This is a genomic window from Streptomyces sp. NPDC017056, assembly GCF_044332485.1.
Lineage (GTDB): Bacteria > Actinomycetota > Actinomycetes > Streptomycetales > Streptomycetaceae > Streptomyces.
In genome coordinates this window covers 179,975-205,060 of sequence record NZ_JBIRPD010000015.1, presented here as the reverse complement: position 1 = coordinate 205,060, position 25,086 = coordinate 179,975, and the positions used below count along the sequence as shown (strand labels likewise).

General features: G+C 69.4%; 22 protein-coding genes and 1 pseudogene. 6 read left to right on the top strand and 17 right to left on the bottom strand.

Translation table 11 applies throughout. The features are described 5' to 3' along the window. Window positions 1–63 precede the first annotated feature (63 nt). The 4 genes from ACH4OW_RS26835 to ACH4OW_RS26820 all read right to left on the bottom strand — a co-directional run bounded on the left by ACH4OW_RS26835 (window position 64) and on the right by ACH4OW_RS26820 (window position 3,535). On the bottom strand, window positions 64–855 hold the full coding sequence (locus ACH4OW_RS26835) for a spermidine synthase (protein WP_398030399.1): 792 nt from the start codon (window positions 853–855) through the stop codon (window positions 64–66). Window positions 856–1,086: 231 nt separating this feature from the next. After that, window positions 1,087–1,929 carry a patatin-like phospholipase family protein gene (locus ACH4OW_RS26830; protein ID WP_398030380.1) on the bottom strand — a complete coding sequence of 281 codons (843 nt, stop codon included), beginning with the start codon at window positions 1,927–1,929 and terminating at the stop codon, window positions 1,087–1,089. A gap of 106 nt (window positions 1,930–2,035) precedes the next feature. Then, a complete protein-coding gene (tuf, locus tag ACH4OW_RS26825) occupies window positions 2,036–3,211 on the bottom strand; it encodes an elongation factor Tu (RefSeq protein ID WP_398030379.1) in 1,176 nt (391 codons plus the stop codon). A gap of 123 nt (window positions 3,212–3,334) precedes the next feature. Continuing rightward, complete coding sequence (locus tag ACH4OW_RS26820) at window positions 3,335–3,535, bottom strand: hypothetical protein (RefSeq protein WP_398030378.1); 201 nt, start codon at window positions 3,533–3,535, stop codon at window positions 3,335–3,337. A gap of 184 nt (window positions 3,536–3,719) precedes the next feature. Here ACH4OW_RS26820 and ACH4OW_RS26815 point away from each other — a divergent pair, with 184 nt between their 5' ends. The 4 genes from ACH4OW_RS26815 (at window position 3,720) to ACH4OW_RS26800 (ending at window position 8,178) form a co-directional block, all read left to right on the top strand. After that, window positions 3,720–4,421 carry a TVP38/TMEM64 family protein gene (locus ACH4OW_RS26815; RefSeq protein WP_398030377.1) on the top strand — a complete coding sequence of 234 codons (702 nt, stop codon included), beginning with the start codon at window positions 3,720–3,722 and terminating at the stop codon, window positions 4,419–4,421. Between the two features lie 267 nt (window positions 4,422–4,688). Then, a complete protein-coding gene (locus ACH4OW_RS26810; RefSeq protein ID WP_398030376.1) occupies window positions 4,689–5,576 on the top strand; it encodes an undecaprenyl-diphosphate phosphatase in 888 nt (295 codons plus the stop codon). A 293-nt stretch (window positions 5,577–5,869) separates the two neighbouring features. After that, window positions 5,870–7,321 carry an FAD-binding oxidoreductase gene (locus tag ACH4OW_RS26805; RefSeq protein WP_398030375.1) on the top strand — a complete coding sequence of 484 codons (1,452 nt, stop codon included), beginning with the start codon at window positions 5,870–5,872 and terminating at the stop codon, window positions 7,319–7,321. Continuing rightward, window positions 7,318–8,178 carry a hypothetical protein gene (locus tag ACH4OW_RS26800; protein ID WP_398030374.1) on the top strand — a complete coding sequence of 287 codons (861 nt, stop codon included), beginning with the start codon at window positions 7,318–7,320 and terminating at the stop codon, window positions 8,176–8,178. Before ACH4OW_RS26805 ends, ACH4OW_RS26800 begins: the two co-directional genes overlap by 4 nt. Here ACH4OW_RS26800 and ACH4OW_RS26795 read toward each other — a convergent pair. The 9 genes from ACH4OW_RS26795 to ACH4OW_RS26755 form a co-directional block, all read right to left on the bottom strand. Further along, window positions 8,171–11,833: a hypothetical protein gene (locus tag ACH4OW_RS26795; RefSeq protein ID WP_398030373.1), complete on the bottom strand. Its 3,663-nt coding sequence runs from the start codon at window positions 11,831–11,833 to the stop codon at window positions 8,171–8,173. The genes ACH4OW_RS26800 and ACH4OW_RS26795 overlap by 8 nt on opposite strands. Before the next feature lie 88 nt (window positions 11,834–11,921). Then, window positions 11,922–13,688, bottom strand: coding sequence for a hypothetical protein (locus ACH4OW_RS26790; protein ID WP_398030372.1), 1,767 nt, complete (start codon window positions 13,686–13,688; stop codon window positions 11,922–11,924). A 40-nt stretch (window positions 13,689–13,728) separates the two neighbouring features. Further along, window positions 13,729–14,757, bottom strand: coding sequence for a polyprenyl synthetase family protein (locus ACH4OW_RS26785; RefSeq protein WP_398030371.1), 1,029 nt, complete (start codon window positions 14,755–14,757; stop codon window positions 13,729–13,731). Window positions 14,758–14,769: 12 nt separating this feature from the next. Next, on the bottom strand, window positions 14,770–16,059 hold the full coding sequence (locus ACH4OW_RS26780; protein ID WP_398030370.1) for a hypothetical protein: 1,290 nt from the start codon (window positions 16,057–16,059) through the stop codon (window positions 14,770–14,772). A gap of 58 nt (window positions 16,060–16,117) precedes the next feature. Further along, window positions 16,118–16,486: a hypothetical protein gene (locus ACH4OW_RS26775; RefSeq protein ID WP_398030369.1), complete on the bottom strand. Its 369-nt coding sequence runs from the start codon at window positions 16,484–16,486 to the stop codon at window positions 16,118–16,120. Between the two features lie 13 nt (window positions 16,487–16,499). After that, window positions 16,500–16,886 (bottom strand): hypothetical protein, encoded by a 387-nt coding sequence (locus tag ACH4OW_RS26770; RefSeq protein ID WP_398030368.1) that lies wholly within the window; start codon window positions 16,884–16,886, stop codon window positions 16,500–16,502. A 41-nt stretch (window positions 16,887–16,927) separates the two neighbouring features. Beyond that, window positions 16,928–17,857 carry a hypothetical protein gene (locus ACH4OW_RS26765; RefSeq protein ID WP_398030367.1) on the bottom strand — a complete coding sequence of 310 codons (930 nt, stop codon included), beginning with the start codon at window positions 17,855–17,857 and terminating at the stop codon, window positions 16,928–16,930. 14 nt (window positions 17,858–17,871) lie between these two features. Continuing rightward, on the bottom strand, window positions 17,872–18,801 hold the full coding sequence (locus ACH4OW_RS26760; protein ID WP_398030366.1) for a hypothetical protein: 930 nt from the start codon (window positions 18,799–18,801) through the stop codon (window positions 17,872–17,874). A gap of 562 nt (window positions 18,802–19,363) precedes the next feature. Beyond that, complete coding sequence (locus tag ACH4OW_RS26755; RefSeq protein WP_398030365.1) at window positions 19,364–19,681, bottom strand: hypothetical protein; 318 nt, start codon at window positions 19,679–19,681, stop codon at window positions 19,364–19,366. A gap of 631 nt (window positions 19,682–20,312) precedes the next feature. Here ACH4OW_RS26755 and ACH4OW_RS26750 point away from each other — a divergent pair. After that, window positions 20,313–20,456: a hypothetical protein gene (locus tag ACH4OW_RS26750; protein WP_398030364.1), complete on the top strand. Its 144-nt coding sequence runs from the start codon at window positions 20,313–20,315 to the stop codon at window positions 20,454–20,456. A 441-nt stretch (window positions 20,457–20,897) separates the two neighbouring features. Here ACH4OW_RS26750 and ACH4OW_RS26745 read toward each other — a convergent pair whose 3' ends face one another. The 3 genes and pseudogenes from ACH4OW_RS26745 to ACH4OW_RS26735 form a co-directional block, all read right to left on the bottom strand. Further along, window positions 20,898–21,404 carry a DUF6624 domain-containing protein gene (locus tag ACH4OW_RS26745; RefSeq protein ID WP_398030363.1) on the bottom strand — a complete coding sequence of 169 codons (507 nt, stop codon included), beginning with the start codon at window positions 21,402–21,404 and terminating at the stop codon, window positions 20,898–20,900. 120 nt (window positions 21,405–21,524) lie between these two features. Beyond that, window positions 21,525–22,439 (bottom strand): annotated as a pseudogene (locus ACH4OW_RS26740) (IS5 family transposase). Between the two features lie 65 nt (window positions 22,440–22,504). Further along, window positions 22,505–22,735, bottom strand: a complete 231-nt coding sequence (locus ACH4OW_RS26735) for a DUF397 domain-containing protein (protein ID WP_398030362.1) — start codon at window positions 22,733–22,735, stop codon at window positions 22,505–22,507. A 522-nt stretch (window positions 22,736–23,257) separates the two neighbouring features. On the opposite strand from ACH4OW_RS26735, the gene ACH4OW_RS26730 reads away from it, so the two are divergent. After that, window positions 23,258–23,509, top strand: a complete 252-nt coding sequence (locus ACH4OW_RS26730) for a hypothetical protein (protein ID WP_398030361.1) — start codon at window positions 23,258–23,260, stop codon at window positions 23,507–23,509. A 78-nt stretch (window positions 23,510–23,587) separates the two neighbouring features. On the opposite strand, the gene ACH4OW_RS26725 is transcribed toward ACH4OW_RS26730, so the two are convergent. Continuing rightward, on the bottom strand, window positions 23,588–24,907 hold the full coding sequence (locus ACH4OW_RS26725) for a YcaO-like family protein (protein WP_398030360.1): 1,320 nt from the start codon (window positions 24,905–24,907) through the stop codon (window positions 23,588–23,590). Between the last annotated feature and the right edge of the window lie 179 nt (window positions 24,908–25,086).

Here is a 25,086-nt window from a genome sequence, read left to right as displayed (position 1 = left end):
GGCCCTGGCGACCCTGGCGTCACCTTCCCGCCTGCCGCTCGACGCCTAGCCGACGCTGGACGCCTAGCCGATGCTGAACGCGCCGTCCGGCGGGCGCGGTGACGGTACCGCCTGGGCGTCGTGCACGGGCGCGGCGTCGCCGACCAGCCGCAGCAGCGCCGCGCCGTGCTCGACCCGGGCGGGGAACACGTCGGCGGCGGCCCGCCGCGCCAGCTGCGCGAGCGGCAGCTCGGCACGGGACGCGGCCAGCACCACATTGCCGAAGCGGCGGCCGCGCAGCACCGCCGGTTCGGCGATCACGCACAGGTTCGTGAAGACGGTGGCGAAGTTCGCGAGCTGGGCGCGCAGGAAGCCGAAGGGCGCGCTGTCGGCCAGGTTGGCCGCGTAGATCCCGTGCGGGCGCAGGACCCGGGCCGCGGCGCACGCGTACTCGACGGAGGTGAGGTGCGCGGGCACCCGCGAGCCGCCGAAGACGTCCGCCACGATCACGTCCGCGCTGTGCTCCGGCGCGGCCTCCAGTGCCGCGCGGGCGTCCTCGGCCCGCACCTCGATTCCGGAGCCCGCGGGCAGCGGCAGCCGCTCGGCGACCAGGGCGAGCAGCCCCCGGTCGGCCTCGATCACCTGCTGGCGGGAGCCCGGGCGGGTCGCGGCCAGGTAGCGCGGCAGGGTGAGCGCCCCGCCGCCGAGATGCAGTACGTCGAGTGGTTCGGCGGGCGCGGCGGCCGCGTCCAGGACGGCCGCGAGCCGGCGCGCGTACTCGAATTCCAGGTCGGTCGGGGCGTCGAGGTCGACGTACGACTGCGGGGCGCCGTCCACGGTCAGCAGCCAGGCGCGCGGGCGGTCCACGTCCGGCATCAGCTTGGCGGTACCGCCGTCGACGACCCGTGTGACGGGCACCGGGTCTGCGGGTGCGTCGGGGTCGTGCGGGGCCGGCTCCGCGCCCGGTATCTGCTCGGCTGCTTCGTCCACCGTCCTATTGTGCCGGTCGGCGACCGGACTCCACCCCACCCTGAACGGCCCTGTTCCACCCCCGTAAATCCCCCGGCGCCTCTCCCCTCCCTTCTCCCCTCTTCTCTCTCTCCCGCCTCAGCCCTCCCACACCCCCATGATCTCCTTCGCGTGCGCTGCCGCTTGGCGGCGTCCCGCGCGGGCCGCGTCGGCGCGCCTGGCCGGGTCCAGGACGTTGCGGCCGTAGGCGGCACGGGCCGCGCGGTCCGGTACGACGACGCTCACCCGGGCCCCGCGGCGGGCCAGGGCCGCCCCCTGGGAGCGCGCGGTGGCGAGGGGGCCGCCGCCCGCCGCCACCGGCGCCAGGACGACGACCCTGCCGTACCCGTCGGCCAGATCCGCGTTGGCGCTGGAGTGCACGCCGCCGTCGATCCACCACCTACCGCCGATGCTCACCGGCGGCCACACGCCGGGCACCGCGCAGCTCGCGCCCACCGCGTCGACCAGCTCCACCCCGCTGGTGTCGTCGAAAGCGGCCCGCTGCCCCGTCGCCGCGTCCACCGCCGTGATCATCAGCCGCCGCGCCGGCCAGTCGTGGCAGGCCAGGCGCGCGGCGATGGCGTCGCGCCGGCTGGGTCCCGCGGCCGCGCGGGCGGCCAGCGCGAGCCGCCCCATCCGGGCCCCGAAGGCCGTCGCGTCGCGGGAGCGCAGCGCCAAGTACGCGAAGTGGGCCAGCTCCCGCGCCCCCATGCGCGCCGCGGACTCCCCCGGGACCGGGACGAACTGGCGCTCGTACAGCTCCTCCGGCGTCAGCCGGCCGGACGCGAGCTGGGCGCCCACGATCGCGCCGGCCGACGTCCCGATCACGACATCGGCCGCGCCGAGGTCGGCACCGGCCTCGGCGAGACCGGCCAGCATGCCGATCTCCCAGCCGATGCCCGTGTAGCCCCCGCCGCCCAGTACCAGCGCCGTTCCCGTCATCACGGTCCCTTCTCCGGTACCGCCCGGGACACCCCCGTACGGCGGTCTCGTACGGCAGTGTGGCAGCTCCCGCGGCCCCGCCCCGGCCCCCGGCCGGTGGTCGCCGTTACGTTCCGGCCACCGTACGGATCGTGCCGGCGCCCACCGTCCTGCCGCCCTCGCGGATGGCGAAACCGAGACCCGGCTCCAGCGGGACGTCGCGCCCCAGCTCGACGGTGCACGTCACCGTCTCGCCGGGCCGCGCGATCCCCCGCTCACCGAGGTCGACGTCGCCGACCACGTCCGCCGTACGGATGTAGAACTGCGGGCGGTAGCCCGTGGACAGCGGCGTGCGGCGGCCGCCCTCCTCCGTGGACAGGACGTACACCTCGGCGGTGAAGCGCCGCCGCGGCGTCACACTGCCCGGCGCGGCGACGACGTGCCCCCTGCGCACCTCGTCGCGGTGCAGGCCGCGCAGGAGCAGCGCGACGCTGTCGCCCGCCTCGGCCGACTCCATCGGCTTCCCGAAGGTCTCCAGGCCGGTCACGACCGTCTCCGTGTCCGCGCCCAGCACCGCCACCCGGTCGCCGACGCGCACCGTGCCCCGCTCGACGGCGCCGGTGACGACCGTGCCGCGCCCGGTGATGGTCAGGACGTTCTCCACCGGCAGCAGGAACGGCGCGTCGAGGTAGCGCTCCGGCGTCGGCACGTAGGTGTCCACCGCGTCGAGCAGCGCCTCGATCGCCTCGCACCACCGCGGGTCGCCCTCCAGAGCACGCAGCCCGGAGACCCGTACGACGGGCACGTGGTCCCCGTCGTAGCCGTGCGCCGTCAGCAGCTCGCGGACCTCCAGCTCCACCAGGTCGGTCAGCTCGGGGTCGCCGGCGTCGGCCTTGTTCAGCGCGACGACGACGTACCGGACGCCGACCTGCTTGGCGAGCAGGACGTGCTCGGCGGTCTGCGGCATGATCCCGTCGAGCGCGGAGACGACGAGGATCGCGCCGTCGAGCTGGGCCGCGCCGGTGATCATGTTCTTGACGAAGTCGGCGTGGCCCGGCATGTCGACGTGGGCGTAATGCCGGGTGCCGGTCTCGTACTCGACGTGCGAGATGTTGATGGTGATGCCGCGGGCGGCCTCCTCGGGGGCCCGGTCGATCCGGTCGAAGGGCACGAAGGTGCCGCCCCCGCGCTCGCTGAGCACCTTGGTGATCGCGGCGGTCAACGTCGTCTTGCCGTGGTCGACGTGCCCCATCGTGCCGATGTTCAGGTGCGGCTTGGTCCGCACGTATGCCGTCTTGGGCATGGCAGTTCTTCCTCGCGAAGCAATGCGGTGAATACGGCGGCATCGACGTGACACGCCGCCGCGGGAACCCCTGAGCCCCACCGACCCTCCCCCTGCGGGGTCCGCCGGTCGATCCGGAGAGGGTCAGCTTCGCGCGCCGCCGGCCGCGGGGGCGGCGGTGCCTGCCTGGGCCGCGGGCGCGGCCGGGGCTGCGGCCGTGCCGGGCGCGGCGTCGGCCCCGAGGGTCGCGACAAGGGCCGCGACGAGAACTGCGATCGAGTCCACGGCAGCCTTCGGCGCGTCCGCGACTGCGGACGTGAGCGCGAGGTACGGCTGCCTGGTCATGGCCCAAGGATCTCGTGCGGACCCGTACCACGTCGAACGATTTATCAACGGCCGCGAGTGGGCGCGCCCGCGCCCGCCCCCCCACCCCCTTCCCCGCCCCCTCCCCCGCGCCCCTCCCGGTTCGTTCGGCCCCGGGAGATCATGAATCCACCTCCTCGCCACACTTGTCGGTTACGCTCCCGGGATGCTCGAACCCGCCGCAACGCCCGACGGCCTCGCCGCGCGCTGCACGCGTGTGCTCTTCTCCCCCTGGGCACGACTCGCCGTACTCCTCGTCCTGCTCGCCGCCTCCGCGGTCGCGATGATCGTCTGGCAGCCGCAGCGGCTGCTGGCCCACGGCTGGCCGCCCGAGTGGGCCGGCAGCGGCGCCGTGGTGATCTTCGGACTCGCGTACGGGGTGTGCACCACCGCCTTCGTCCCGCGCCCCGTCCTGAACCTCGCCGCCGGCGCGATCTTCGGCAGCCTGCCCGGCTTCCTGTCCGCCCTGGCCGGTACGGTCCTCGGCGCGGGCCTGGCCTTCGGACTCGGCCGCCTGCTCGGCCAGGACGCGCTGCGCCCCCTGCTGCGCGCCCGCTGGCTGACCGCCGCCGACCGGCAGCTGAGCGAACACGGCTTCCGCTCCATGATGGCGATCCGCCTCTTCCCCGGCCTGCCGTTCTGCGCCACCAACTACTGCGCCGCGGTCTCCCGCATGGGCTGGGGCGCGTTTCTGCTGGCCACCACCCTCGGCAGCGTGCCCAACACCGCCGCGTACGTCATCGCCGGGGCCCGCGCCTCGACGCCCACCTCGCCCGCCTTCCTCATCTCCACCGGCTTCATCGCACTCTCCGGCCTGGCCGCGGCACTCGTGGCCTGGCGCAAGCGAGCCGCGCTCCGGGGGCGTTGAACGGCAGCCCCGGGGCGTCGACCGGCACTTCCGGAGCGTTGAACGGCAGCCCCGGGGCGTTGACCGGGGACGCGCGGGGCGTTGACCGGGGACGCCCGGAAAGAGCCCTTTGGCCTCTCGGACACCTTCGGGCGCTACGCTGCCCCTCAGCCGGTCACCGATCCCGCCGACCGCCCGCACGCACTCCTGTCCTGTCCGTCCCTCGTGCCGCCTGCCACGCATCCGTGCCGGTAAGCGCTTGATCACCCTCTGGATAGCGTAGTTTCGATGCATTGGTTTGAATCCTTCATCCTCGGCCTGGTCCAAGGGTTGACCGAGTTCCTGCCCATCTCCTCCAGCGCGCACCTGCGCCTGACCGCGGCGTTCGCGGGCTGGCACGACCCCGGCGCGGCCTTCACCGCCATCACGCAGATCGGCACCGAGGCCGCCGTACTGATCTACTTCCGCAAGGACATCGCGCGGATCGTCTCCACCTGGGCACGCTCCCTGGTCAACCGCGACCTGCGGCACGACCACGACGCCAAGATGGGCTGGCTGGTCATCGTCGGCTCGATCCCGATCGGCGTCCTGGGCATCACCCTCAAGGACGCCATCGAAGGCCCCTTCCGCGATCTGCGCCTGATCGCGACCACCCTGATCGTCATGGGCGTCGTCCTCGGCATCGCGGACCGCCTCGCCGCCCGCGACGAGTCCGGCGGCCGCCACCGCGCCGTCAAGCAGCGCAAGTCCCTGACCGACCTGAGCGTCAAGGACGGCCTGATCTACGGCGTCTGCCAGGCCATGGCCCTGATCCCCGGCGTCTCCCGCTCCGGCGCCACCATCAGCGGCGGCCTCCTGATGGGCTACACCCGCGAATCCGCCGCCCGCTACTCCTTCCTCCTGGCCATCCCCGCCGTACTGGCCTCCGGCGTCTACGAACTCAAGGACGCCTTCGGCAGCGACGCCACCGCAACCCACGTCTCCTGGGGCCCGACCATCTTCGCCACGGTCATCGCCTTCGTCGTGGGCTACGCCGTCATCGCCTGGTTCATGAAGTTCATCACCACGAAGAGCTTCATGCCGTTCGTCATCTACCGCATCCTGCTCGGCATCGCCCTGTTCGCCCTGGTCAGCGCAGGCGTCCTGAGCCCCCACGCGGGCGAATCAGCGGGCTGAGGGAGCGGTTCCAGGCCCCGGGAACTACCGGTTCCTACACGCACCACCCCGCAGGAACCGGCACATCCCCGCTGGTCCGCGCGGGCGATACCCATGGTCGACTCCCATTCCTCTCCCAGTTGACCTTGCCCGCCGACGGCTCGGACCGTCTCCGGACCACTCTTCTGGGGGCAACCAGTTCCGCTCCGGGAATGGACGCCCGCCCCCTCACTGCATTCGCCTTGGCCCCTCGGGCCCGCCGGCAGCGCGTTGCGCCATTCCCCGCACACCTCGCCTACTACAGTAACCGAACTGTGACACCGAGTAGGCACCCGACCCCGAGTCGTATCCCCTCCCGGGCGCTGGCCGCCTGGCGCGGCGCGCTCGGTGCCGACCATGTGCGGACGGATCCGGAGGAGCTCGCCCGTGCCGGGCGCTGCACCTTCGCCGACGCTCCTCTCCCGGCCGTCCTGCTCCGGCCCGGCACGCCGGAGGAGGTCGCCGCCTGCCTGTGCGTCGCCGCCCGCCACGGCGTACGCGTCCACCCGGTCAGCACCGGCCGGAACTGGGGCTACGGTTCCGGCTGCCCACCGCACGAAGCCATGGCCGTCCTCCACCTGGCCCGCCTGGACCGGGTCCGCGACATCGACCCCGTCCTCGGCCTGGCCACCGTCGAGCCGGGCGTCACCTTCGGCGCGCTGGCGTCGGCGCTGCGCGAGCGCGCCCCGGACCGCTGGCCGCCCGCCACCGGCGCCGGACCTCGCACCTCGGTCCTCGGCAACGCCCTCCAGCGCGGCATCGGCCACGGCCCCTACGGCGATCTGTCCGCCCACCTGCGGCCCAGCGAAGTCGCCCTTTCCGGAGGCGGGTTGCTGCACCTGACCGAGGGGCCCGGCCCCGACCCGGTCGGCCTCTTCCGGCAGGGCGGACCCGGCGTGGTCACTGCCGGGGCGCTGATCCTCCACCCGTCGCCCGCCGTCCACCAGCGCCTGACTTTTCGTCTGGCCGCGCCCGGCCTGCTGCCCGCCGTCCTGGATGCCGCCCGCGACCTGCTGCAACGCTTCGGGGGCGGCGGGCCCGACGGACTCACCCTGGACCTGCTGAACGCCGACCGCCTCGCCGCTCAGCTTCTGCCCGCACCCGAACGGGCCCTGCCACCGCCCCTGGACGGCCCCTGGAGCGGCCACGCCCAGCTGTGGGCGGACGACACGGCCACCCTCCGTCTTGCCCGTGAGCGGGTGCTGCGCACCTTCGCGCCCTGGGCAGATTGCTGGGACCTGGGGGCCGAGACCACGGGACGCGGGGACGGTACCGCTGTTGAGGACGGGCTGGCCAGTGCCTACCGCCACAAGCCTGGCGGCCCGCCGCCGGACGCCCCCGCCGACCCGGACCGCGACCGGTGCGGCGTCCTCTGGTTCGCCCCCCGCCTGCCGCTCCTGGGCGCCCCGGCCGCCACGGCGGTCGCCCTGATCGAACGCACCGTGCGCGCCTGTGGCATGGAGCCCTGTCTCTCCCTGCGCCTCGCGCCGCGCCACCTGACCTGTGTCACCGGTCTCTTCTGGGACCGAAACGCCCCCGGTGCGGACCGCCGTGCCGCTGGTTGCCACCGGCGGCTGACCGAGGAGTGTGCCCGCGTCGGCATCTTCGCCTACCGGCCGGTGCTGGGCCGTATCCCGCCGCAGGCGGTCGGCCCGGACACCGGGCGGCTGCTGACACGGGTGTGCCGCGTCCTCGACCCGCGGGGCGTCCTGGGCGGCGCGCGGTGAACCCCCGTCCCGGCTTCGGCGCCATCGTCGAGGCCCCGCCGCTGGCCGCGCTCCGGTGCCGCCTGCACGACCGGCTGATGGAGATCGTCCACCGGCTCCCCGCCCCTCTTGCCCGCGACTGCGCCGACCTGCTCAATCGCCATGGGCGCGTCCCCGGCAGCCCGACCGGCAACGCCTTCGTCCTGTTCCCGCCCCCGGTCTGGTCCTTCCTCCACTGGATCCCCGCCGCCCGCCACCCGGATGCCGAACGGGTGCATGCCGCAGCGCTCCTCCTCCACCTCTGGGACGACCACCTTCTCGACGGCCAACTGCCCCTGACCCTCGCCCATGTGCAGCTCCGCACCGAGCTGTGGCGGGAGTGCACCGCGGGCGCCGAACGGCTCTGCCATACCTGGGGCGTCGACCCCGCTCTCGCGGCCGGTCACACGGCGGCCTACCTCACGGCCGTGCATGCCGCGCCCCGTGTGGACGGCCCGGTGGGGCACCGGGCCGGCGCCGGCCGCGAGGCCGCCCTGTGGGCCCTGGTACCCAGCCTGCTCGCCGCCCCCGAACTGCCGGCGGTCATCCGCGACTTCGCGGTGGCCTGGCGGCTGGTGGACGACGCGGCGGACGTCCCCGAGGACGCCGCGGCGGGGGCGCGCTCGGCGGTGTGGTGGGAGCTGGCCCCGGCCGACCGGGTGCACTGGCGGCCGGGTGCCATGGGCGGCGAGACGTGGTGCGAGGGCGCGGTGCGGCGGGTACTGGCCGAGGCCGCCAGGCTGCTGGCCGCCGCACAGGAACGCGCCGCGACGGCCGGGCTACAGGGGCTGGCGGCCGAGTTGGCGACCGCTGCGGCCGGAGTCGCCGTCCTCACATGAGCTTTCCGGCGTTCCCCAGGGCGCAGCGCTTCGCCTCGTCCCAGATACCCTTCCCGAGGTCGGCAAGCAGCTTCTCCGGGTTACTCGTCAAATACCCGCTGACCCCGGTCCACTCCGAAACCCCGAAGCCACCCTTGTACTTGAAGTCGACCAGCTTGACGCCGCCCAGAGACGCGGTGCACGAACCGTCCAGGTCGATCCGCGCCGTGCCCATCGCCGGCTTGACGTACAGGTCGAACGAGCCGCCCAGGTCGACGGTGAAGGGGGTGCCCGCCTTGATGTGGGCCCAGCCGATCACCACGTCCTTGTCCAGTTTGATCTGGAGGTTCGCCAGCTTGGCCTTGCCGCGTGCGGTGAGCTGCTTGTCCTTGTAGGTGCAGGACACACTGGAGTCGAAAATGCTCACCAAGTTGGCGGCGAGGGTGAAGTGGAACCCGTCCTTGCCGAGTTCGGCTTCCACCGTGGTCGTCAGGGTGAGGAGGGTGAGTTTGCCCGAGAGGGTGAAGATTTTCGTCGCGGTGGTCAGCGACGACTCCGCGCGTGTGTCCAGAGAGAACGACGGCCCCTTCTTCCCAGTGGCATCGCTGAGCGTGAACGCGGTGCCGATCTTGACGGGCTGGGCGATGTCGCTGCTGGCCCAGATCCCGGCCAGGCCGACGGACAGCTCGAAACGCCAGTTGTTATCGCTGAAGTCGATGTTGCCCTTGGCGTGGAAGCCCTGGGCCCACTTCTCCTTGGTGACCGGGTTCTCCCACCCGGCAGCGTCCAGTACGTAGCAGACCATCAGGTCGTGCAACACGATCTGATCGAGGAACTTCAGGTCTTCGGACGGCTCGCAGAAGGCGTTCAGGATCTCCCAGAGCGAGACGCCTTTCTTCTCCTCGCCGAGCGCCACGTCGGCGGACACCGCGGCCTGCCGCGGCCGGTCGGCAGCGTTGAGCGCGAAGTGGAAGAGGTTCAGGTACGGCTCGGCGGAGATGACCCCGGCCACGTCCAGCTCCAGCTGCACCTTGCCGATGGCGCACTGCCCGCCGCCGCCGAGCGTGAGCCCCCCGGAGCCGGTGGTGTAGCCAACCTGGACGTAGAAGTACGCGATGTCGAAGTCCTGGATGCCGAACGCGTTCTTCCAGGTCGGCCGCTTCTCCGGAGGCGGGGGCGGCGGTTCCTCACCGATCGTCTCCTGCGCCTCGGTCACCACCCGCGCCAGCTCCCGTGCCGCCCAGACATCCGCCGGGTCGCGCGGCGGCGGCACATAGCCCGGCGCGTCGAGGGAGAGAACGCGCCGCAGTGCGGCAATCTCACCGGGCACCGTGCCCGCTGCGGTCGCGACCGCCTTGAGCGCGAGGTAGAGGGTGAACGTCCAGGCGCCGTTGTCCTGCCACACACTGCCCCCCACGAGGAAGGCCAGGGAGGTCTTCGTGCCGTTGAGGCTCGGCAGCTCGAAGTACCACGTCGCGTCGAGCGAGATCAGCGGCTTGGCGGGCTGCACCCGCAGCTCGAAGCCGCCGAAGCCCTTCTTGACCTTCTTCTCCGCGATTTTGATCAGCAGTTCGCAGTTCTTCACCGGCGAGGTGAGCACGCCTTGGAGCTGGATGCCCGAGCCGTCCGCGAGCAGCTTGCCGAGCGGTGCCAGCGCCCCGGTGAAGCCGACCTGGCAGAAGAAGGTGAGCCCCTTCTTCAGCGTCTCGGGCATCGTCTCCGGCAGCTTGTCGGCCTTGAGGGATGTGCCGTCCCGGCTGCACAGGGCGAGCCCGGACTTGGTGAAGGTGATGTCCTTGAGAATCGCCAGGTCCTTGGCCCACGCGGTGATGTCCTTCGGCGACCACGTCCAGCCGTCCTGCCAGAGCGCTGCGGCCAAAAGCGTGGCTTCGCTGTCCTTGGCCGCCCTGGCGGCGAGGGTGAGCTTGTCATTCCCATTGAAGCTGACGCCGGTCGCGACGAACAGCTCGAACTCGAAGCCGGTAACGGCCTCCATCGCCTGCGCGCTGCCCGCCCGGAACCTCAGGCCGCACTTGGTGAGGGTGATGTCGGGCAAGTTCTGGGGGAGCGGAATGCCCTCGTCACAGGCTAGGGCCTTCAGCAGCTTCGTCAGCTCGACCTTGGCCACCTGCGCGCCAAGCTCGAACGTCTTGGGGATCGTCCAGGACGCGTCGAAATCAATGGTGTTGTTCGCGTTCGCGCCCGTGGCCGGACTGAGTGCGGCCTTGGCGGACAGCTGCCCGGAAAGCTGATGCCCCGCCGGGCCTTCCTCTCCGAGTACCGGCTGACCACCGCTCGACTGGATGCGGTTGAGGGCGACCCCGGCTTCCTTCAGCTTGAGCTGCGCGGCGCCGAGGGTGAACGGCTTGCCGCCCGTGACCTTCGCCGAGACCGCGAACTCGCCCGCCTTCGGCGTCACCGACCCGGTGAACGACTCCAGTGTCAGGTCCGGCACGCCCTTCAGGTCGGCCTGCGGCCAGAAGTTCTTCACCACGTCGGCCACTCGGGGCTTGCTCTCCGGATCCAGGTCGATGGCGAGGGTGCCCGGCGGGATCACACCGGTGACGTTCACCTTCGCGGTCTGGGCCACGAGGAACTTCCCGTACCCCGTGACGGTGGCGGCGCGCGGTGGAGACGCCTGGAGCGGGTCGTTGACGGTGAGGTCGGCGCCCACCTCGGTCACCACCAGGGAGCCGCCCGCCAGCGGCCAGGTGGCGCCGGTGTTCGTCCGGGCCACCACCTTCACCTGGGCGACCGCCTTGGTCAGGCCGTCCTTGACCTTCGACCGGTCGATGGTCAGGCTCAGCTCGGTGAGCCTGACCTTGTCCCCGATGCCGAACCCCTGCTCGGTGAGCTGCTTGGCCGCCATCCCACTGCCGTCCCAGTCGGCGAGCGCCTGGTACGCCGGGTCGGCGGGCAGCGCGTCGGCGTTCAGCACGACTTCGTTGACGTCCTGGGCCAGCGCGGCACTGATCGTGGCGCCGACGCCGGTGGCGATGGTGAGGTCCGCCGCGATGCGGAGCCCGTAGGTCGTGTTGCCGCCGTCCGTACGGGAACCGGCCCAGAGGAAGAACAACGAGCCGAGCTTGCCGCCGGCCCGGGGAACCGAGCGCAGTGCGATCACTGGGGTCTCGGGCGTCCGGATGGTGCCGGTGACGGCAAGCTTGGTGTCGGACGCTCGGACCAGAGGGAACAATGCGCCCAGGGCGGCCGGGTCGTCGATCTTCGGCGCGCGGAACGTGCACCCGGTCGGCAGCGCCGGGCGCACGCCCTCCGCCGCGCGGGGGCGGGAGGTCAGCAGCAGTTCGGGCGATTCGGCAAAGGTCAGGGCCGCCAGATCGCTGCCCTCGGTCGGGGGGAAGGATGTGCCGAACGACCACTCCTTCGGCAATCCGAAGGGAAAGAAGAACGACGGTTGTCCGCTGTCGTCCGAGTCGATGGCGAATTCGACACCGCTCACCGGGCGGCTTTCGACGCCGAGCAGCGCGGTGCTGCCGCTGAGCACCACCTTGCCCTCTGGATCGGTGCGCTGTACGTCAGTGAGGGTGAAGGTGCCGTCCAGCCACTCCTTGACCAGGCCGGCGGCCCGTCCCGTGCCGAGGTCGGCCGAGGTGAGGGTCAGCGTTCCGTCGGCGGTCTTGTCGGTGATGAGTTTGCGGAGTTCGTCGAGCGTCAAGGAAAGGAGTCCTTTGGACGGCGAGGGAAGGGGAGAGAAACGGCACGTGGTCCAGGGCGTGCCTACCCCTGAACCACGTGCAGGCTGGTCACTGAGTGAGCCGCTGCCCGATCACGCTCCGGGCCGCTTGGGAGAGGCCATTGGCCACCTTGCCCTTGCTCTTCTGCATCTGGTCCTTGACCCCGGTGAGGATCTTCTCCTTCACATCGGTGCTGTTGAAGAGCTTTTTGATGGCCTCTTGGAAGAGGTCGCCCATTTCCACAATCACGTCGTATTCGTCGGCCTTCAGGACGAGATCCAGCTTGTTCACGGTGATGACGAGCTGGTCCGCGTCCGGCCCTCCGGCGCTCAGTCCACAGAGGACGGACGGCTTGGGCACCTTGATGGTGATCTTGCCGGTCATCTTGTCGCCGCTGTTCCTGAAGGTGAGGACGATATCGCCTTTGAGGGTGAGAGGCGCCTTCGGTACCTTCTTGGTCTTCGGCTCGCCGTTCTCGTAGTACGTCACTTCCCGCTCGTCGGCGATGGTGCCGAACCGCAGTGTGGCCTCGATGCCCCCTGTGACCATCTTGGCATCGGCCGGAGGAATTTCCACGTTCGGGATGGCGGAGATGGTCACTGCATTGACGACGACGCTGGAGAAGTCCAGTTCGTCGTCGATCTTCTGCGGACCGAGGTCGATCTGCTTGATCTTCGCCGGATCCAGCGCGGGGTCCTTCACGGAGAACGTCACGGCCGGAGGGTAGAAGGGCGACTTCGGATCGGCGAGCGAGGCCCGGATCCGGTCGAAGAGATACCGCTCGACCGGTCCTTCGCCCGGCGGGACGCAGGTGTCCTCGGAAGGAAGCTGTCCGCATGCCACCGCGCCGAGGACTCCGTCGAGCGCCTTGCCGAGCTGCTCGGTCGCCGCATCCGAAAAACTCGTTTTGATGTCCGCTGCGTTGAGGTTCTGTACGAGCTTGGATGTCAGCTCTTTTCGCGCGTCCTGGCTCCGGAAGGCATTGGCGGCGAGCTTTTTCCAGCTCTGCATGGTCTTTTCGGTGATCGTCTTGCCCTTGTTGATGGTCAGACGTTTCTCGTCGAGGTCGAACGTGGGCCCAGTCTGCGAGGCAAGCGAGACGGAGACCACATTGACGCGCGGCTTGCGCTCCGTCTTCTTTCCCGTGACGAAGATTTCCACCTCGGCTCGCAGTTGCAGGCCGGTGACCAGGATGACCGCCTTCCCGGTACCTTCCACCAGCTCCTTCGGCCACTGATAATTTTGCAGACCGGGGACCGGATCCTTCTCGGTCGGCGGCAGTGGGTCTCGCTTGTCGTTTTTTGGATCGTCGGCCGCGACCACGGACTGGGTCAGGGTGTACTCCCCCTCAATTTCGATCTTCTTCTGCCAGGGGCCCGTCTCGTAGGCGGCGACGATGATGGGAATGGCTCCCTTGTAGCCACCGTTGCCGGTCGACACGAGGTCGGTCAGTTCACCCACCGCGATATTGGGTAGGCCATGCACCTTCACCTTACTCAGTTTGAGTTTTGGCTGCGGCGCGCCCGCGTCCCGTCGGCCGGTGAAGTCGTCGAGGTTCTTCGGCCAGTCGTTATGGTTCTTCTTCTGTTTGTCGAAGGCAGAAAGGAGGAGAAACCACCACACCGAGGCGATGGTGTTGCCGACGCCGTTGCCGGTCTCGCCCGACAGCTCGCCCAGTTCCCATTCGGGCACCTCCAAGGGCACCAGCGCCTTCTTCTGTGGATCTTGGGGATGCTTGACCTCCGAGAGGATGGTCGGCAGCCAATACTTGCTCTTCTGGTTGTTGAGCCGCGGCTTCATGGTGTCGTAGACGAATGTGACCAGGCTGAGGCCCATGGAAAAATCCTTCGGCTAGGGGTGGGGGAGGCGGCGGTGGCTACGGCGCGCGGTCCACGACCTGAAGGGCGAGGTCTTCGAGAGCGAAGCGGTAGCGGTTCGGCGGGAACGGCCGCAGGTATTCGAGGGCGTTGAGGGCCTGCTCACGCGCTTCGGCGTAGGCGCGGGCGTAGCCCGGGGTGGCGCGCACCTCGTCGATGGCGCGCTCGACGTCGTCCGGCGTGGCGGTGTCGCCGCGCAGCAGGCGACTGACACGGTGGCCGGGGCCGAGGTCTTCCCTCGCGTAGATCAGTGGGAGGGTGGCCCGTCCGCGCACCAGGTCGATGCCGCGCGGCTTGCCCGACGCCCGCTCGTCCCGGGCCAGATCGAAGAGGTCGTCCATCACCTGAAAGGCCCGGCCGAGGGCGCGCCCGTAGAAGCCCGCCCGGCGGGCGTCGCCGAGCCGTCCGCCGGCCAACCGGACCCCCGACTCGGCGGCCAGCCCGAAGAGCACGGCGGTCTTGCGGTCCACGGTCCGCCAGTAGTGGCCGACGAGTTCCCTCGTTCCGAGGGACCACTCGACGCGTAGCTCGTCCAGTTCGCCGCAGCAGATCTCGAAGGCGGTGTCCAGCACCATCTTGACCAGGTCCATGTCGCTGTCCCGGTCGATGGCCTCGACGAATCCCCGGATGGCTTGGACGAATTGCAGGTCACCGACGATCACGGCGGTGCCGCCGCCCCTGGCCGCGTTGACCGAGGGCCGGCCCCGGCGGAGTGCCGAGCCGTCCACCACGTCGTCGTGGATGAGGGTGGCGACGTGCAGCATCTCCAGCGACACCGCGCCTTGGATCACCTTTTTCGGCAGCGGCTCCGGGCCGTGTGCCATCCGGGCCGCGAGGAAGAGAACGGCCGGGCGCAGCAGCTTGCCCTGTCGGTAGATGGCGTACTCGGTGTCGGTCAGATACTCCCGCTGAGGGCTCAGTGCCTCTTCCAGGACAGCGCTGTACCGGGGCCGGTCGTCGGCGAGCAGCTCGCTCCACAGGCAGTCGGCGACGTTTCCGGGCGGGGAGTGCGCGTGCAGCACGGTCATGGTTCAGGACCGTCACCGGGCCGGGGGCGCGTAGCCCGCCAGCCCGGTCAGCGCAGCGTGGCGGACCGACTCGCTGACCGCGTCCTGGACGATGCCGCTGATGAAACCCATGGCGGCGAGGCGCTCCATCGCCACCTCTCCGGCAGGACCGCCCCACGCGGAGTCGTCGATACGCAAAGCCAGATCGGGCAGCTCGATCCGGGCGTAAGCCGCCCGTCCGCCGTCTGGCGAGGGCGGGCCCAGGGCGATCCGCACCCCCTCCAACCGGGCCGAGCAGTCACCGCTGTACAGGGTGTCCGTCGCCGTGGGCTCCCGCTCGGCATTGTCGGAGAAGACGGCGCGGCGCGCTTTGCGCAAGCTGTGCAGTTCCTCTGCGGAGAACTCGTGCGGAGCCGTGCCCGGTGTGAGAGTGTCCGGATCCACCTCTCCCCGAGTGACGGCATGCAGCATCTCGTACCGGGCCGAATCGCAGCCGGGTGGTTTCGCGATGTGGCCGTACACGTCCTTTTGGGTGAGGTGGGTGGTTTTGGAGCCACTGTTTCCGGTGCCCTCGACACGTGTTGCAAAGTCCGCCGTGGCATCGCAGGCCGCTTCGAACCTCTTCTTCTTCTCCTTGTCATCCGTCTCGGCCTGTCCAAGCGCCGTGGCGAGCACGGCCTGGCGATCGAATGCGAGCAAGTTGTACGTTGATCCGTCGGTGTCCTTCCAGTCATTGATCTTGGGCTGGTTATCGCCAGCAGCAGGGTCAGTGACCTTGTAGGTGTGAGCAGACATGCGCCGGACGGTGCCGTCCTTCTTCCATGCAGCCCGCAACGCGCTGGAGTCCTCGAAGATGTCGCAGAAGGCCCAGTTATGCCGGTAGTAACTGCGCAGCAGGCCCCTGCCGTTCTCCGTCTTCAGCAGCTTTTCATCCCGGTGTCGCTTGGCCCGATTCGTCCACTGGGTCTGCTCGTCCTGCTGTCCGCCGCGCAGCAATTCGTCACGGGCGAAGGTGGGTACGGTGGGCTGCGGCTCTGTGGTGAAGGGGAGCAGGTTGCCGCCGGAGTCGATGCCGTGCGGCTCGTCCTCCCGGGCATCGAGGGCGTACCGGCCGGTCAGCGTCAGCGCCGGAATGCGGTACGTCACGTCCGCGACCTCTCCGCCGGACGCACTGCTGATCAGCTCGGGCGGTCCTTCCGGGCGGACTTGGAGCGCGCCGAAACGAATGCTGAGTGTGCCGAATTGGTACGGGACTTCGAGCCCCATGGCCACACGGCGGGCGAGTGGATAGCCGGGAGTGTCGGCGAGGTGCAAGGTGGTCATGCTGACGTGCCCTTCAAGAGTCGGCCGGCTGGGGTGCGGTGCGGACAGGTGGCGGGTGTCAGGAAACCTGTGTCTCGCCGCTGATCATCAGCTTCCCGTCGTGCTGTCCCACGACGGGGCTGGTCAGCTCCACGGTGATCTGCACGCCTTCCTTGACCGGGAACGTCGCCCCGAGCTTTTGTTGATACTCCACTGTGTGCGAGAGGCGCTTGATCGCCTCATTGACGCTCCCCGGAGCTTGTTTGACCAGGTCGTTCATGTAGTCTTGAAGCACTTTCGAGATTTCGTTCTTGGCGGTCGCCTTGACCTCGGTGAGATCGGTCTCCACCCCTTGGATAGTGAGGGATTTGCTGCTCAGGTTCTTCATTTCCACGGTGACGCGCGGGATTTCGGGGGTGTAACTGACGCCGAATTCGATGAGTGCCATGGCGGTGCGCTCCTCAGGACGTGACGAGCTTGGGGGTGGCGGAGAAGATGAGGTATCCGTCCCGGCCGGTCAGAGTCGGCTGCTCCAGGACGGGGTTGACGAGCTTGTCTCCGACGTGCTGCGGGGGCACGTCGGGGACGGCCAGGACATCGAACGCACGTCCGGCGATCAGCTTGTGCGCGAGTGGGGGCAGGAGCAGGGCGAGCGACTGGGCGACGGGCCAGGCGATGCCGGAGAGGATTTTTTCTTCCAGGTCGCCCTGCGGTGTCAGGATGACGGTGAAGGAGGAGAGGTCGGTGACGCTGAGCCGCACATGCGTGCCTGCGAGGCCGAGCGTGACGGTGACCGTGACGGTCTCGGGGCTGACCTGCGTCGTGTAGCTGATGCTGACATCGGACATGGGGGGGCGTCCTCCGGGCCGGGTGGGGTGGCGGGCGACTGCTAATAGCTCGAGAGTGCGCGGCCGATGGACTCGCCGATCTGCTCGATGGCGTGGCCGATCTCGCTGAAGAGATCCACGCCCGCGTTGCCGTACGCCTCCGGGTGCAGGGTGGCGGTCACCTGCAGCGGGTCGGAGGTGTCGACCGTGGCGTAGAGCTGGGTCGCCCGCATGCCGCCCTCGTACTCGGCACGGCCGATGCCGAAGGTGGTGCTGCCCTTGGTGGTCTCCCACGCGCCGGCGTACTTCGCCAGTTCGTGGTTGATCGCGCGCTCGGCCGCGGCGGGCGACAGGTGAATCTCGAAGGGGACATCGGCGACCTGCGACGGATCCGGTGTGGTGGCTGGTGCTTTGTCGGCCATGTTCGCCGCCCCCGCAATCCGGCCGCTGCCCGCGGCGAGGGCGAAGTTGCCGAAACTGACGCCGGCGACATCGAGATGGGGCAGGGCGATGGTGCCGACCATCGCCAGGGACGCCTGAAGAGCCTTGGGCACGATGACATGCCGGTAGATCATTCGGTCGTTGGCGTTGGAAATGTTCTGCAAGTCCACCGCGGCGCCGAGCGGGGTGAAGGCCAGGGCGTCGGCGCGGGTGGTGAGTGAGCAGATGACATCCACCGCGCGGACCTGGTCCTCGATGTTGGGCCCTGTGACCCGAAGCTTGGGCAGCCTGACGTGCAATGCGCCCGTGACTTTTTCCGGCGGCTTGCCCTTGGGCGAGATCGCCTTCTTCCACAGGCCGTCCTCGACGGAGAGATTGACGTACGGTTCCTGCTCCAGAGCCCATTGGAACTCACTGGTCTCGGTCTTGGTGACGGGAACCTTCATCTTTCCCTTGAAGAGCTTCTCCGCCGCTCCCGGGATGTCGTGGAGTTGTTTGACCAGGCTGTTGAGTGTCGACTGGTTCATCGTGACCAGGAGGTCGTATGTCATGGCACCGACCCCGTTCATGCCTTCTGCGACGCTTTGAAGATGGAACATCCGCTGTCTTCGTGGCCCATGATGTAGCCGTTGGCCTCCCAGGGAATGTTGACCTTAGCGGATCCCTGCTGGGGGTTCTTTTCGCTGATCTTCACATTGGTGATCTCCTTGAGCCACGCCTTGAGTGTGGCGTTGTACGACCAGTCCCCCTCCTTGGCGTCGATAAGAAGCTTGTTCTTGTACTTGGTGACCATGGGTTCAATCAGCTTCTCCAGTACCGCCGGGCTGATCAGCAGGAAAACCTTCTTGCCGGTCGGCCAGGAGTACGTGTCCTGGAAGTCTTCGGCGCTGAGGCTCACCGTCGCCGTGGCAGCGATGACGAGCTGAGTCTTGGTGACGACGTCCACCACGACGGGCTTGAGCTTCACTTCCTTGTCCATCAGGCGCTGCGCGGGAAGTTGGAGCCCTTTCAGCGGCGGGTTGGCCATTTTCATGATCTTGGGGACCACGACGTTCTTCATCAGGATCTTGTCGGTGCCGTTTCCAGGAGGGTTTTTCATCCACACACCGAGCAGCTTGAGCGTCACCGCACCGGACTCGACCGTCACGTGGGCGGGGATGATGACCTCTCCCTTCACTTGGGGAAGGGCGATATTGTCGATGCTGCAGTTGGCGATCAGGTTCGGCAGGACGAGTTGCACCACGTTCGAAGCGGGGAGGGCGGTGACACCCTGCGCCTTCCACGTATTGTCCCAGACCGTCTTGTCCGGCGCGTCGAGCACGAGGTTGGGCGCCTCATCGGCGTCCCAGATGAAGCGGTATTCCTTCTTGTCCTTGGGGACGGTTTCATCGCCTTTGAAAAGGGCGGCGTGATGCTTCTTGTGCATCTCCTTGATGCCACTCGTCAGGGAATCCTGACTCATGCCGAGCGCGAGGTCGTAACTGGGGCTGCTCATACTCCAAGTGTTAGCACGCGGGTTCTCTGAGCGAACGTTTCAGCGATCGCGGTTCACTGAAATGCGGCCACTCTTCACACCTACGCACCAGCGTTCCGCGGAGATGCGTCACCGCTCGAATGAAGCGGTGGTCAGGGAAAGTGGTTCTACGTTCATCGAAGACGGCGCTCGAAGCGGGTTCTCATGGTGCGGGTAGGTCTGCCTTCGCCCCACGCGGTCCGGGACCCGACAGGCCCGCCCTTGCACGGTTGGCCTCGCACCCAAGCCTGCATCGCTGCGGCAGCCTGCGAAGCTGCCGCAGCGGCATGGAGGCGGGCCGCTCACTCAGGCCGCCCTGGACGCGCTGAGGAGCCGGAGCAGCAGGTGGCGGGCTTGACGGCGAGCTTCTTGCAGTTGGCCCTCGGCGGCCGTGGTTCTCAGGACGCGGCGCACACGCCGGCCCGGGAGGAATGTGACAGCGCGACCCGGGTGTCCTCGGCCCGCAACCTCCGCCGGGGGACGTGAGCCATGAGGGCCATGCCCTATCGAGGATCCAGTTCAGGCGGCCCGAGCGGGGCAACTGCTAGGTACCGCACTTCATCCCCCAGACGTGCCGCGGGTAATCGTGGGCGCTTCCCGAGTCGTCTTCGTCGTTGCGGAGGAGGCAGGTGACAGTCTTGTCCCTGCTGTCGCTGCTCTCGATGACGAACTTGCCGTAGATCAACCCGCTCGTGGGAGCGCCGTACGAGGCGGCGCACGAGCCCCAACCGATGCCTGCTCGGCCGTCGTCGGCCGCGTCGGTGCGGTCGCATGTGTAGGTGGGAGGGCCGACGGCGCCTGCTGTCGGGGCTGCGGCTCCCGGTATGGCAGTGAACGCGAGGGCGGTGAGTATCCGTCGCATGGAACCCTCCGGTTTTCGAACGGCGGGGGACAGAAAAGGAAGTGCCCGCCTACATGGGGTAATGCAGCGGTTCACTTGGGCGGTCAGCAGGCGGTGTTCGCGGCTGAGGCGGACAGCCCGGCGGTCCTATGCCGTAGTAATGGCTGCACAGCATCGGATGTCGCCGGACTGGGGCGGTGCCGCTCAAGGCCGGCAGGGGGGTGACGTGTCCGGTCTCCTCGGCGGGACCTGGCCGGTCCTGGCAGGGCTGTCTGTGCGGACCGGGGCGCCATGGTTCAGGCATCCGAGGTGGGACGGGTGCGCTGGCTGCGAGGGTGCTGCGGTCCCGGGGGTGTCATCCGTATGCGTGGGGCGCAATGGCCACAGGCGTGTCGGTACCGGACCAGTGCAACGCACAGGGCAGGGGTCGTACCGGATGGCTGGGCAGCCACCACCCCCGGAAGGAACACCATGTACGCACTCGGCACAGCGTGCGGCGCCGCGATGGCGGCGCTCGTCCTGACCACCGGTTTCGCCGCCGCGGCGCCAGCAAGCGGCCCGCCAGCGTCAGCACAGCCGGCGTAGGAAGGCCGGGGCTACTGGTGCGCATTCGTGAACATCGAGAGGGCCTCAGGTCGGCGGGCAGCACTGCGTGCCGTTCGGCGGAGTTCCCGCGGACGCCATCATCCGCGACTCGGTCATCAAGTCCGTCTACCTGCCCGGCTTGGCCTTCCGGTGCGCCGTCGTCGTCGCCTACTCCCCGGCCGCCGACGGCCAAGGCTGCGAACGGCAGTAGCCACGCCCCCTCAGCTCGTCCTCACCACCGGGCCGGAGTCTTCTGTCTCGCCCGACCATCTGCCGGTCCTCGGCGACCAGTTCCTCGCACCGCGTGAGCGTCACGCTCACAACCTGCACAGCACGTCCGCTCGGCGGGCTCCCGTGCGACGACGCCCAGAAAGCCAACCGGCTCGCCCGGCGCGTCGAGGGCCAGCAGCTTCCGGGAGCGGGACATCCGGGTGACCGGCGCTGATGTGCCCGGACGTGGCCGACGACGGCCGAGATCCGGGCGGACGGCCCGCGGCCGACTCCGACGGGCGGGCCAGGGCGGCGAGTAACCAGCAGTACCGCTACGACAGATCCCCCTGAGCAGCGAACAAGGGCACAGGCGGACGCGGGTGCGGCTAGGGTCCGTCCGGCGGATCAGGCGTGAGCGTGATCCGCCGGGTGCCGGGGTGACTCAGGCGATGGAGAACTGAGCGATGTACTCGGCGAACGGTGAGATTCCCACTTCTGCACGGCGCTCGTCCATGCGCTCGGGCTCCTCGCAGGGCCATGGAGTCGGCGAGCCGTCCCTCACGCCGGCGATCTGCGTACCGTAGATCTGCTCCCGCCCCTCGTTCACAAGGGTGCGATCCCGCAGGAAGGCAAGATCTCGCGGGCTGGCGGCACCGTCGGCCACCGCCTGCTCCATCAGCCGCAACGCGCGCCGCTGAACGTCGAGCTGCCGGTCGGCGTGTTGCGCGATCAGCCACGCGGCCCGGGCCGCGTCCTCACCGACAACCTCCGCGGTCGGCCATCCGTACGCATCCATGATCTCGCTGAGACGGTCCGCGTGTTGCGCCGTCAAGCGCCGCCAGACCAACTGCTCTGCCGGATCTTCGCTGTTCGCATAGCGCGCGGCCTGGTGATCTGCCGCAACCATCATGTTGAGCGCCGCAGCCACTGCGGCAATGTCAGAGGCCATCCCGACTCCAAGTCAGATCGAGCTTCTCGCTGGTCACCCGCAACCCTAGGTGTGCAAATCGCGACAAAATCTCCTCCCGGAGGACGGTGACAGGCACGTCCGAATCTTGGGATACTTGATCTACCGACGGAGCCAGAGCCGGATCGACACAACGCTGACTGTCCCGTGGAAGACGTAGGCGCGTTTGTCGAAGCGCGTCGCAACGGCGCGGAAGTGCTTCAGGCGATTGATCGTGCGCTCGACTTCATTGCGGCGCCTGTACATCTCCTTGTCGAAGCCCGCCAGCCGACCACCCTGACTGCCTCGGCGTCGCCGGTTGGCCCGCTGGTCCTTGGGCTCCGGAAGGGTGTGCTTGATCTGGCGTCTGCGCAGGTAGCGACGATTGCGGCGGGAGCTGTACGCCTTGTCGCCGCCCAGGTGGTCAGGACGGGTGTGCGGACGGCCGCCACCGAGGCGCTTGACCCAAACACGCTCCAGAAACGGGGATCAGCTGGGAACTGTCACCCCACTGGCCCGGCGTGATCAGTAGAGCCAGCGGCCGGCAGCCGCCTTCCCCGGCCAGGTGGATTTTGCTCGTCAGACCGCCCCGGGAGCGTCCAAGTCCCTCGTCAGGGCGGTGCTGTCGAGGCGTTGATCTCTTTTCGGGATCCGCGGTGCTCTGTGCGGAGCTCCGGCCGCGTGCTGGTGAGCCCGGCATGAGGTCGAGTCGACGCTGACCAAGCTCCAGTCCACCCGCCCCTGAGCGTCGGCGTCGGCCAGCACGGCCTGGAGGACCCTGTCCCAGGTCCCATCCGCGGACCAGCGCCGATGCCGCTCGTACACCGTCTTCCAGCTCCCGAACCGCTCCGGCAGATCACGCCAGGGCACTCCCGTACGGACCCGGAACAGGATTCCGTTGATCACCTGCCGGTGATCACACCAACGCCCCCCGCAACCACCGAACTTCGGCAGATGCGGCCCAAGCCGCATCCACTCGTCCCTGGTCAGATCTCCCGCCCCATGACCAGAGCAACGATCGGCTCGTCGGACAGTCACAAGATCCGCCGGACAGTCCCTACGCGCAGGAGCCGCCGGCGTCGCAGCCCCGGTGTCTTCGGTGGTCAGTCGGACTCGCCGTTGCGCACGCCCTCACGGAAACCGGCCCACTCCTCCGGTGTGAACCGCAGGTCGCCCTTCTCCGGGTGCCTGGAGTTCCGCAGCGCCACCCCGTGCTCTTCGAGGTGCTCTTCGAGGTCGGCCACCTCCACGCATTCGACGTGGTAGGCCGAGCGGCTGCTCTTCTTCCACGTAGCGTCGCTCAGGTCCAGGCCGTACAGCTCTTTCTTGTCCATGTCCTCATCCCTGGCGATTGGCCCTCTTCCGTGAAGCCGGTCTCAGGTCTCGCTGCCGGGCCAGCAGCCGGTGATGACCAACCGGGTGGCGAGGCACCTGGCACAAACTGCGCGCGCAGGGTTCTCTGCCGCACCTTTCTGAGAGCCAGCCTCAGCTCCGTCTTCTGCCTATCGCAACCGACCCCGAGCGAGCGGGCCGCCGCCCGCATCGCCGTCACCGTCGTCGGCCACGACCACACCCGTTCCGCCGTCGTCGACGCCGACGTCACCTGGTGACCACCGAGTCACTGGCACCCTCGGGCTTGCCTGCCGCCGCGAAACAACCTTCCTGGTCACCTTGAGATGGCCTGGACCAACAGAGGGCGAAGCCGTTCCACGATGGTACGGAAAGTCCTCCCTGCTCAGCAGGCGCCCCACGGGGCAGGTGTCCAGGCCGGGCATCGGAGTGACGCGACGGTCGGTTGCGGGCCGGGCCGGGCCAGTATTCGTCGTGCAGTACATGAACCGCACCTGCATGGCAACGTGCCTCGCGCTGCTCGCCGTTGGCGCGGCTGCCGCGCCCGCAGCGGCCGGCGGCATCCTGCCGGCCCGCTCGCCCGCACCGGCGCAGCGACCACCCACAGCACCGGCACGGCAGGTGGCAACGCGGCCGTACTGCCCATCGGCGACGCCCGGAACCACTGCGGCGGCGCAGAACTCGGCAGCAACCTCGGCGGCAAGGGCGTCATCCTCGTCCCTCCGCCGGCGCCGGGCGACGCCGGCGGAAGCGGCTGAGCCGCGCGTCCTCCAGCTCCTTCTTCACCAAAACGATGAGCAAGCCGAAGCCGCAGCAGGCGGCCCCCGCGGAACGCTTCACCGTGTCGCGGCATGGCTTAGGGCGGTGACGGCGCGTTCTCCGGGCAGGACGGCGGCGCCGTCGAGGATGAGGATGAAGCGTTCCAGGCCGAGCGGGAGGGTGTGCACTGCGGTGATGCCGCCGGGCAGGCGGGCCACGGTGCGGTGGTAAGGCGGATGTCCGGCCATGGCCAGGATGCGGGTGAGCTGAGCGAGGTGGCCGTCGGGGTGGCGCGGCGTGGCGGGGGTGGGCCGGTAGGCGACGGTACGGGCGCCGGCCAGATGCGGAGTGAGGTCAAAACGGGCACAGGCGAGCAGTTCCGGGTAGGGATCGAGCGCGGACAGGTCCACGGGTTCCGCCCCCGTGTGGTCGCCGGTGAGGCTGCCTTGGATGTGCTCGCTCAGGGCGCGCCAGACGGCGTAGCGGGCGTCCAGGGAGGTGCCGCAGCCGCGCCGGTGCGGTCGGGCGTCCGCGGGGGCGCTGTAGGCAAGCACGGTGGGCACGCCCAGGTCGGTGGTGATGTCGAGCAGGTGGACCGGCTGGCCGGCGTGGTGGCGGGCCGCCTCCAGGGCGTGGGCGAGGTCGCCGGGCAGGGTGGCCGGATCGATCACGCGCACCGGGTGGGCGCCGAGGAAGGTGCGGGCCAGCAGCAGCGAGAAGGCGTCGCGTTCGATGGCTTCGTTCAGGGCGTGCACGGCCGCCTCGGCGGCGTCGACTCCGATCGCGGAGCCGCTGTTGCAGCTGTAGCGGCCCACCGGGGCGTAGTCGAAGCTGTCACCGGCGCCGTGGCGCCAGGCGGGCTCGTCGATGTACCAGGGGCACGCCAAGAAAACCGGCACGGCGAGGTGGTTTGCGCCGAGCGCGCCATGCAGGGACCGCCGACCGGTATCCAGGCGGCGGTACCGGTGGCAGGCCAGCGGCGCGGACATGGCCTCCTGCAACAGCGGTGCGGTGACGTCGCCGGCCAGTCCCTGGGCCACGGCGGCGGCCGGCAGGTGTTCCACGGCGGTGGGGACGAAGTGGGTGGGGCCGGTCAGATGATGCTCCAGCGCCTCGAACAGTGCGCCCACCCGAGCCTCTTCCCGTGTGCCCTTGCCCGCCCCCTGCGCCTCCGGCGCCAGGTCACCGCCGGGCGTACGCAGCTCACACCGCCAGGCGGTCGGCTCGCCGCCATCCCCCAGCTCCGTCAGGTGCGCCTCCAGGCCGAGCGCCTTCAATGCGGCCGTCACCCGCCGCGCGGCCTCGGCCAGCGGTACCGCCCGCTCCGTACCCGAAACAGGCAGCCGCCCGCCGATGCCGCCCGGCCCGCCGGCGGTACGAAGCACTGGCGCGTCCATCCGGTCTCCCGCTCCGTGGCGTGCGCGGGCACGGGCGGCGAGCCCGTGCCCACACGTATGTGCCGGCCCTGCCGGGCCCGGCCTTACTTGCTGCTACGGCGGACTTCCGCCAGCAGCCGCTGTAGCCGCTGCTGCTCGGCGGGGGTCAGCTTCTGCTGCGCCTCAAGGGCCCTGCCCCA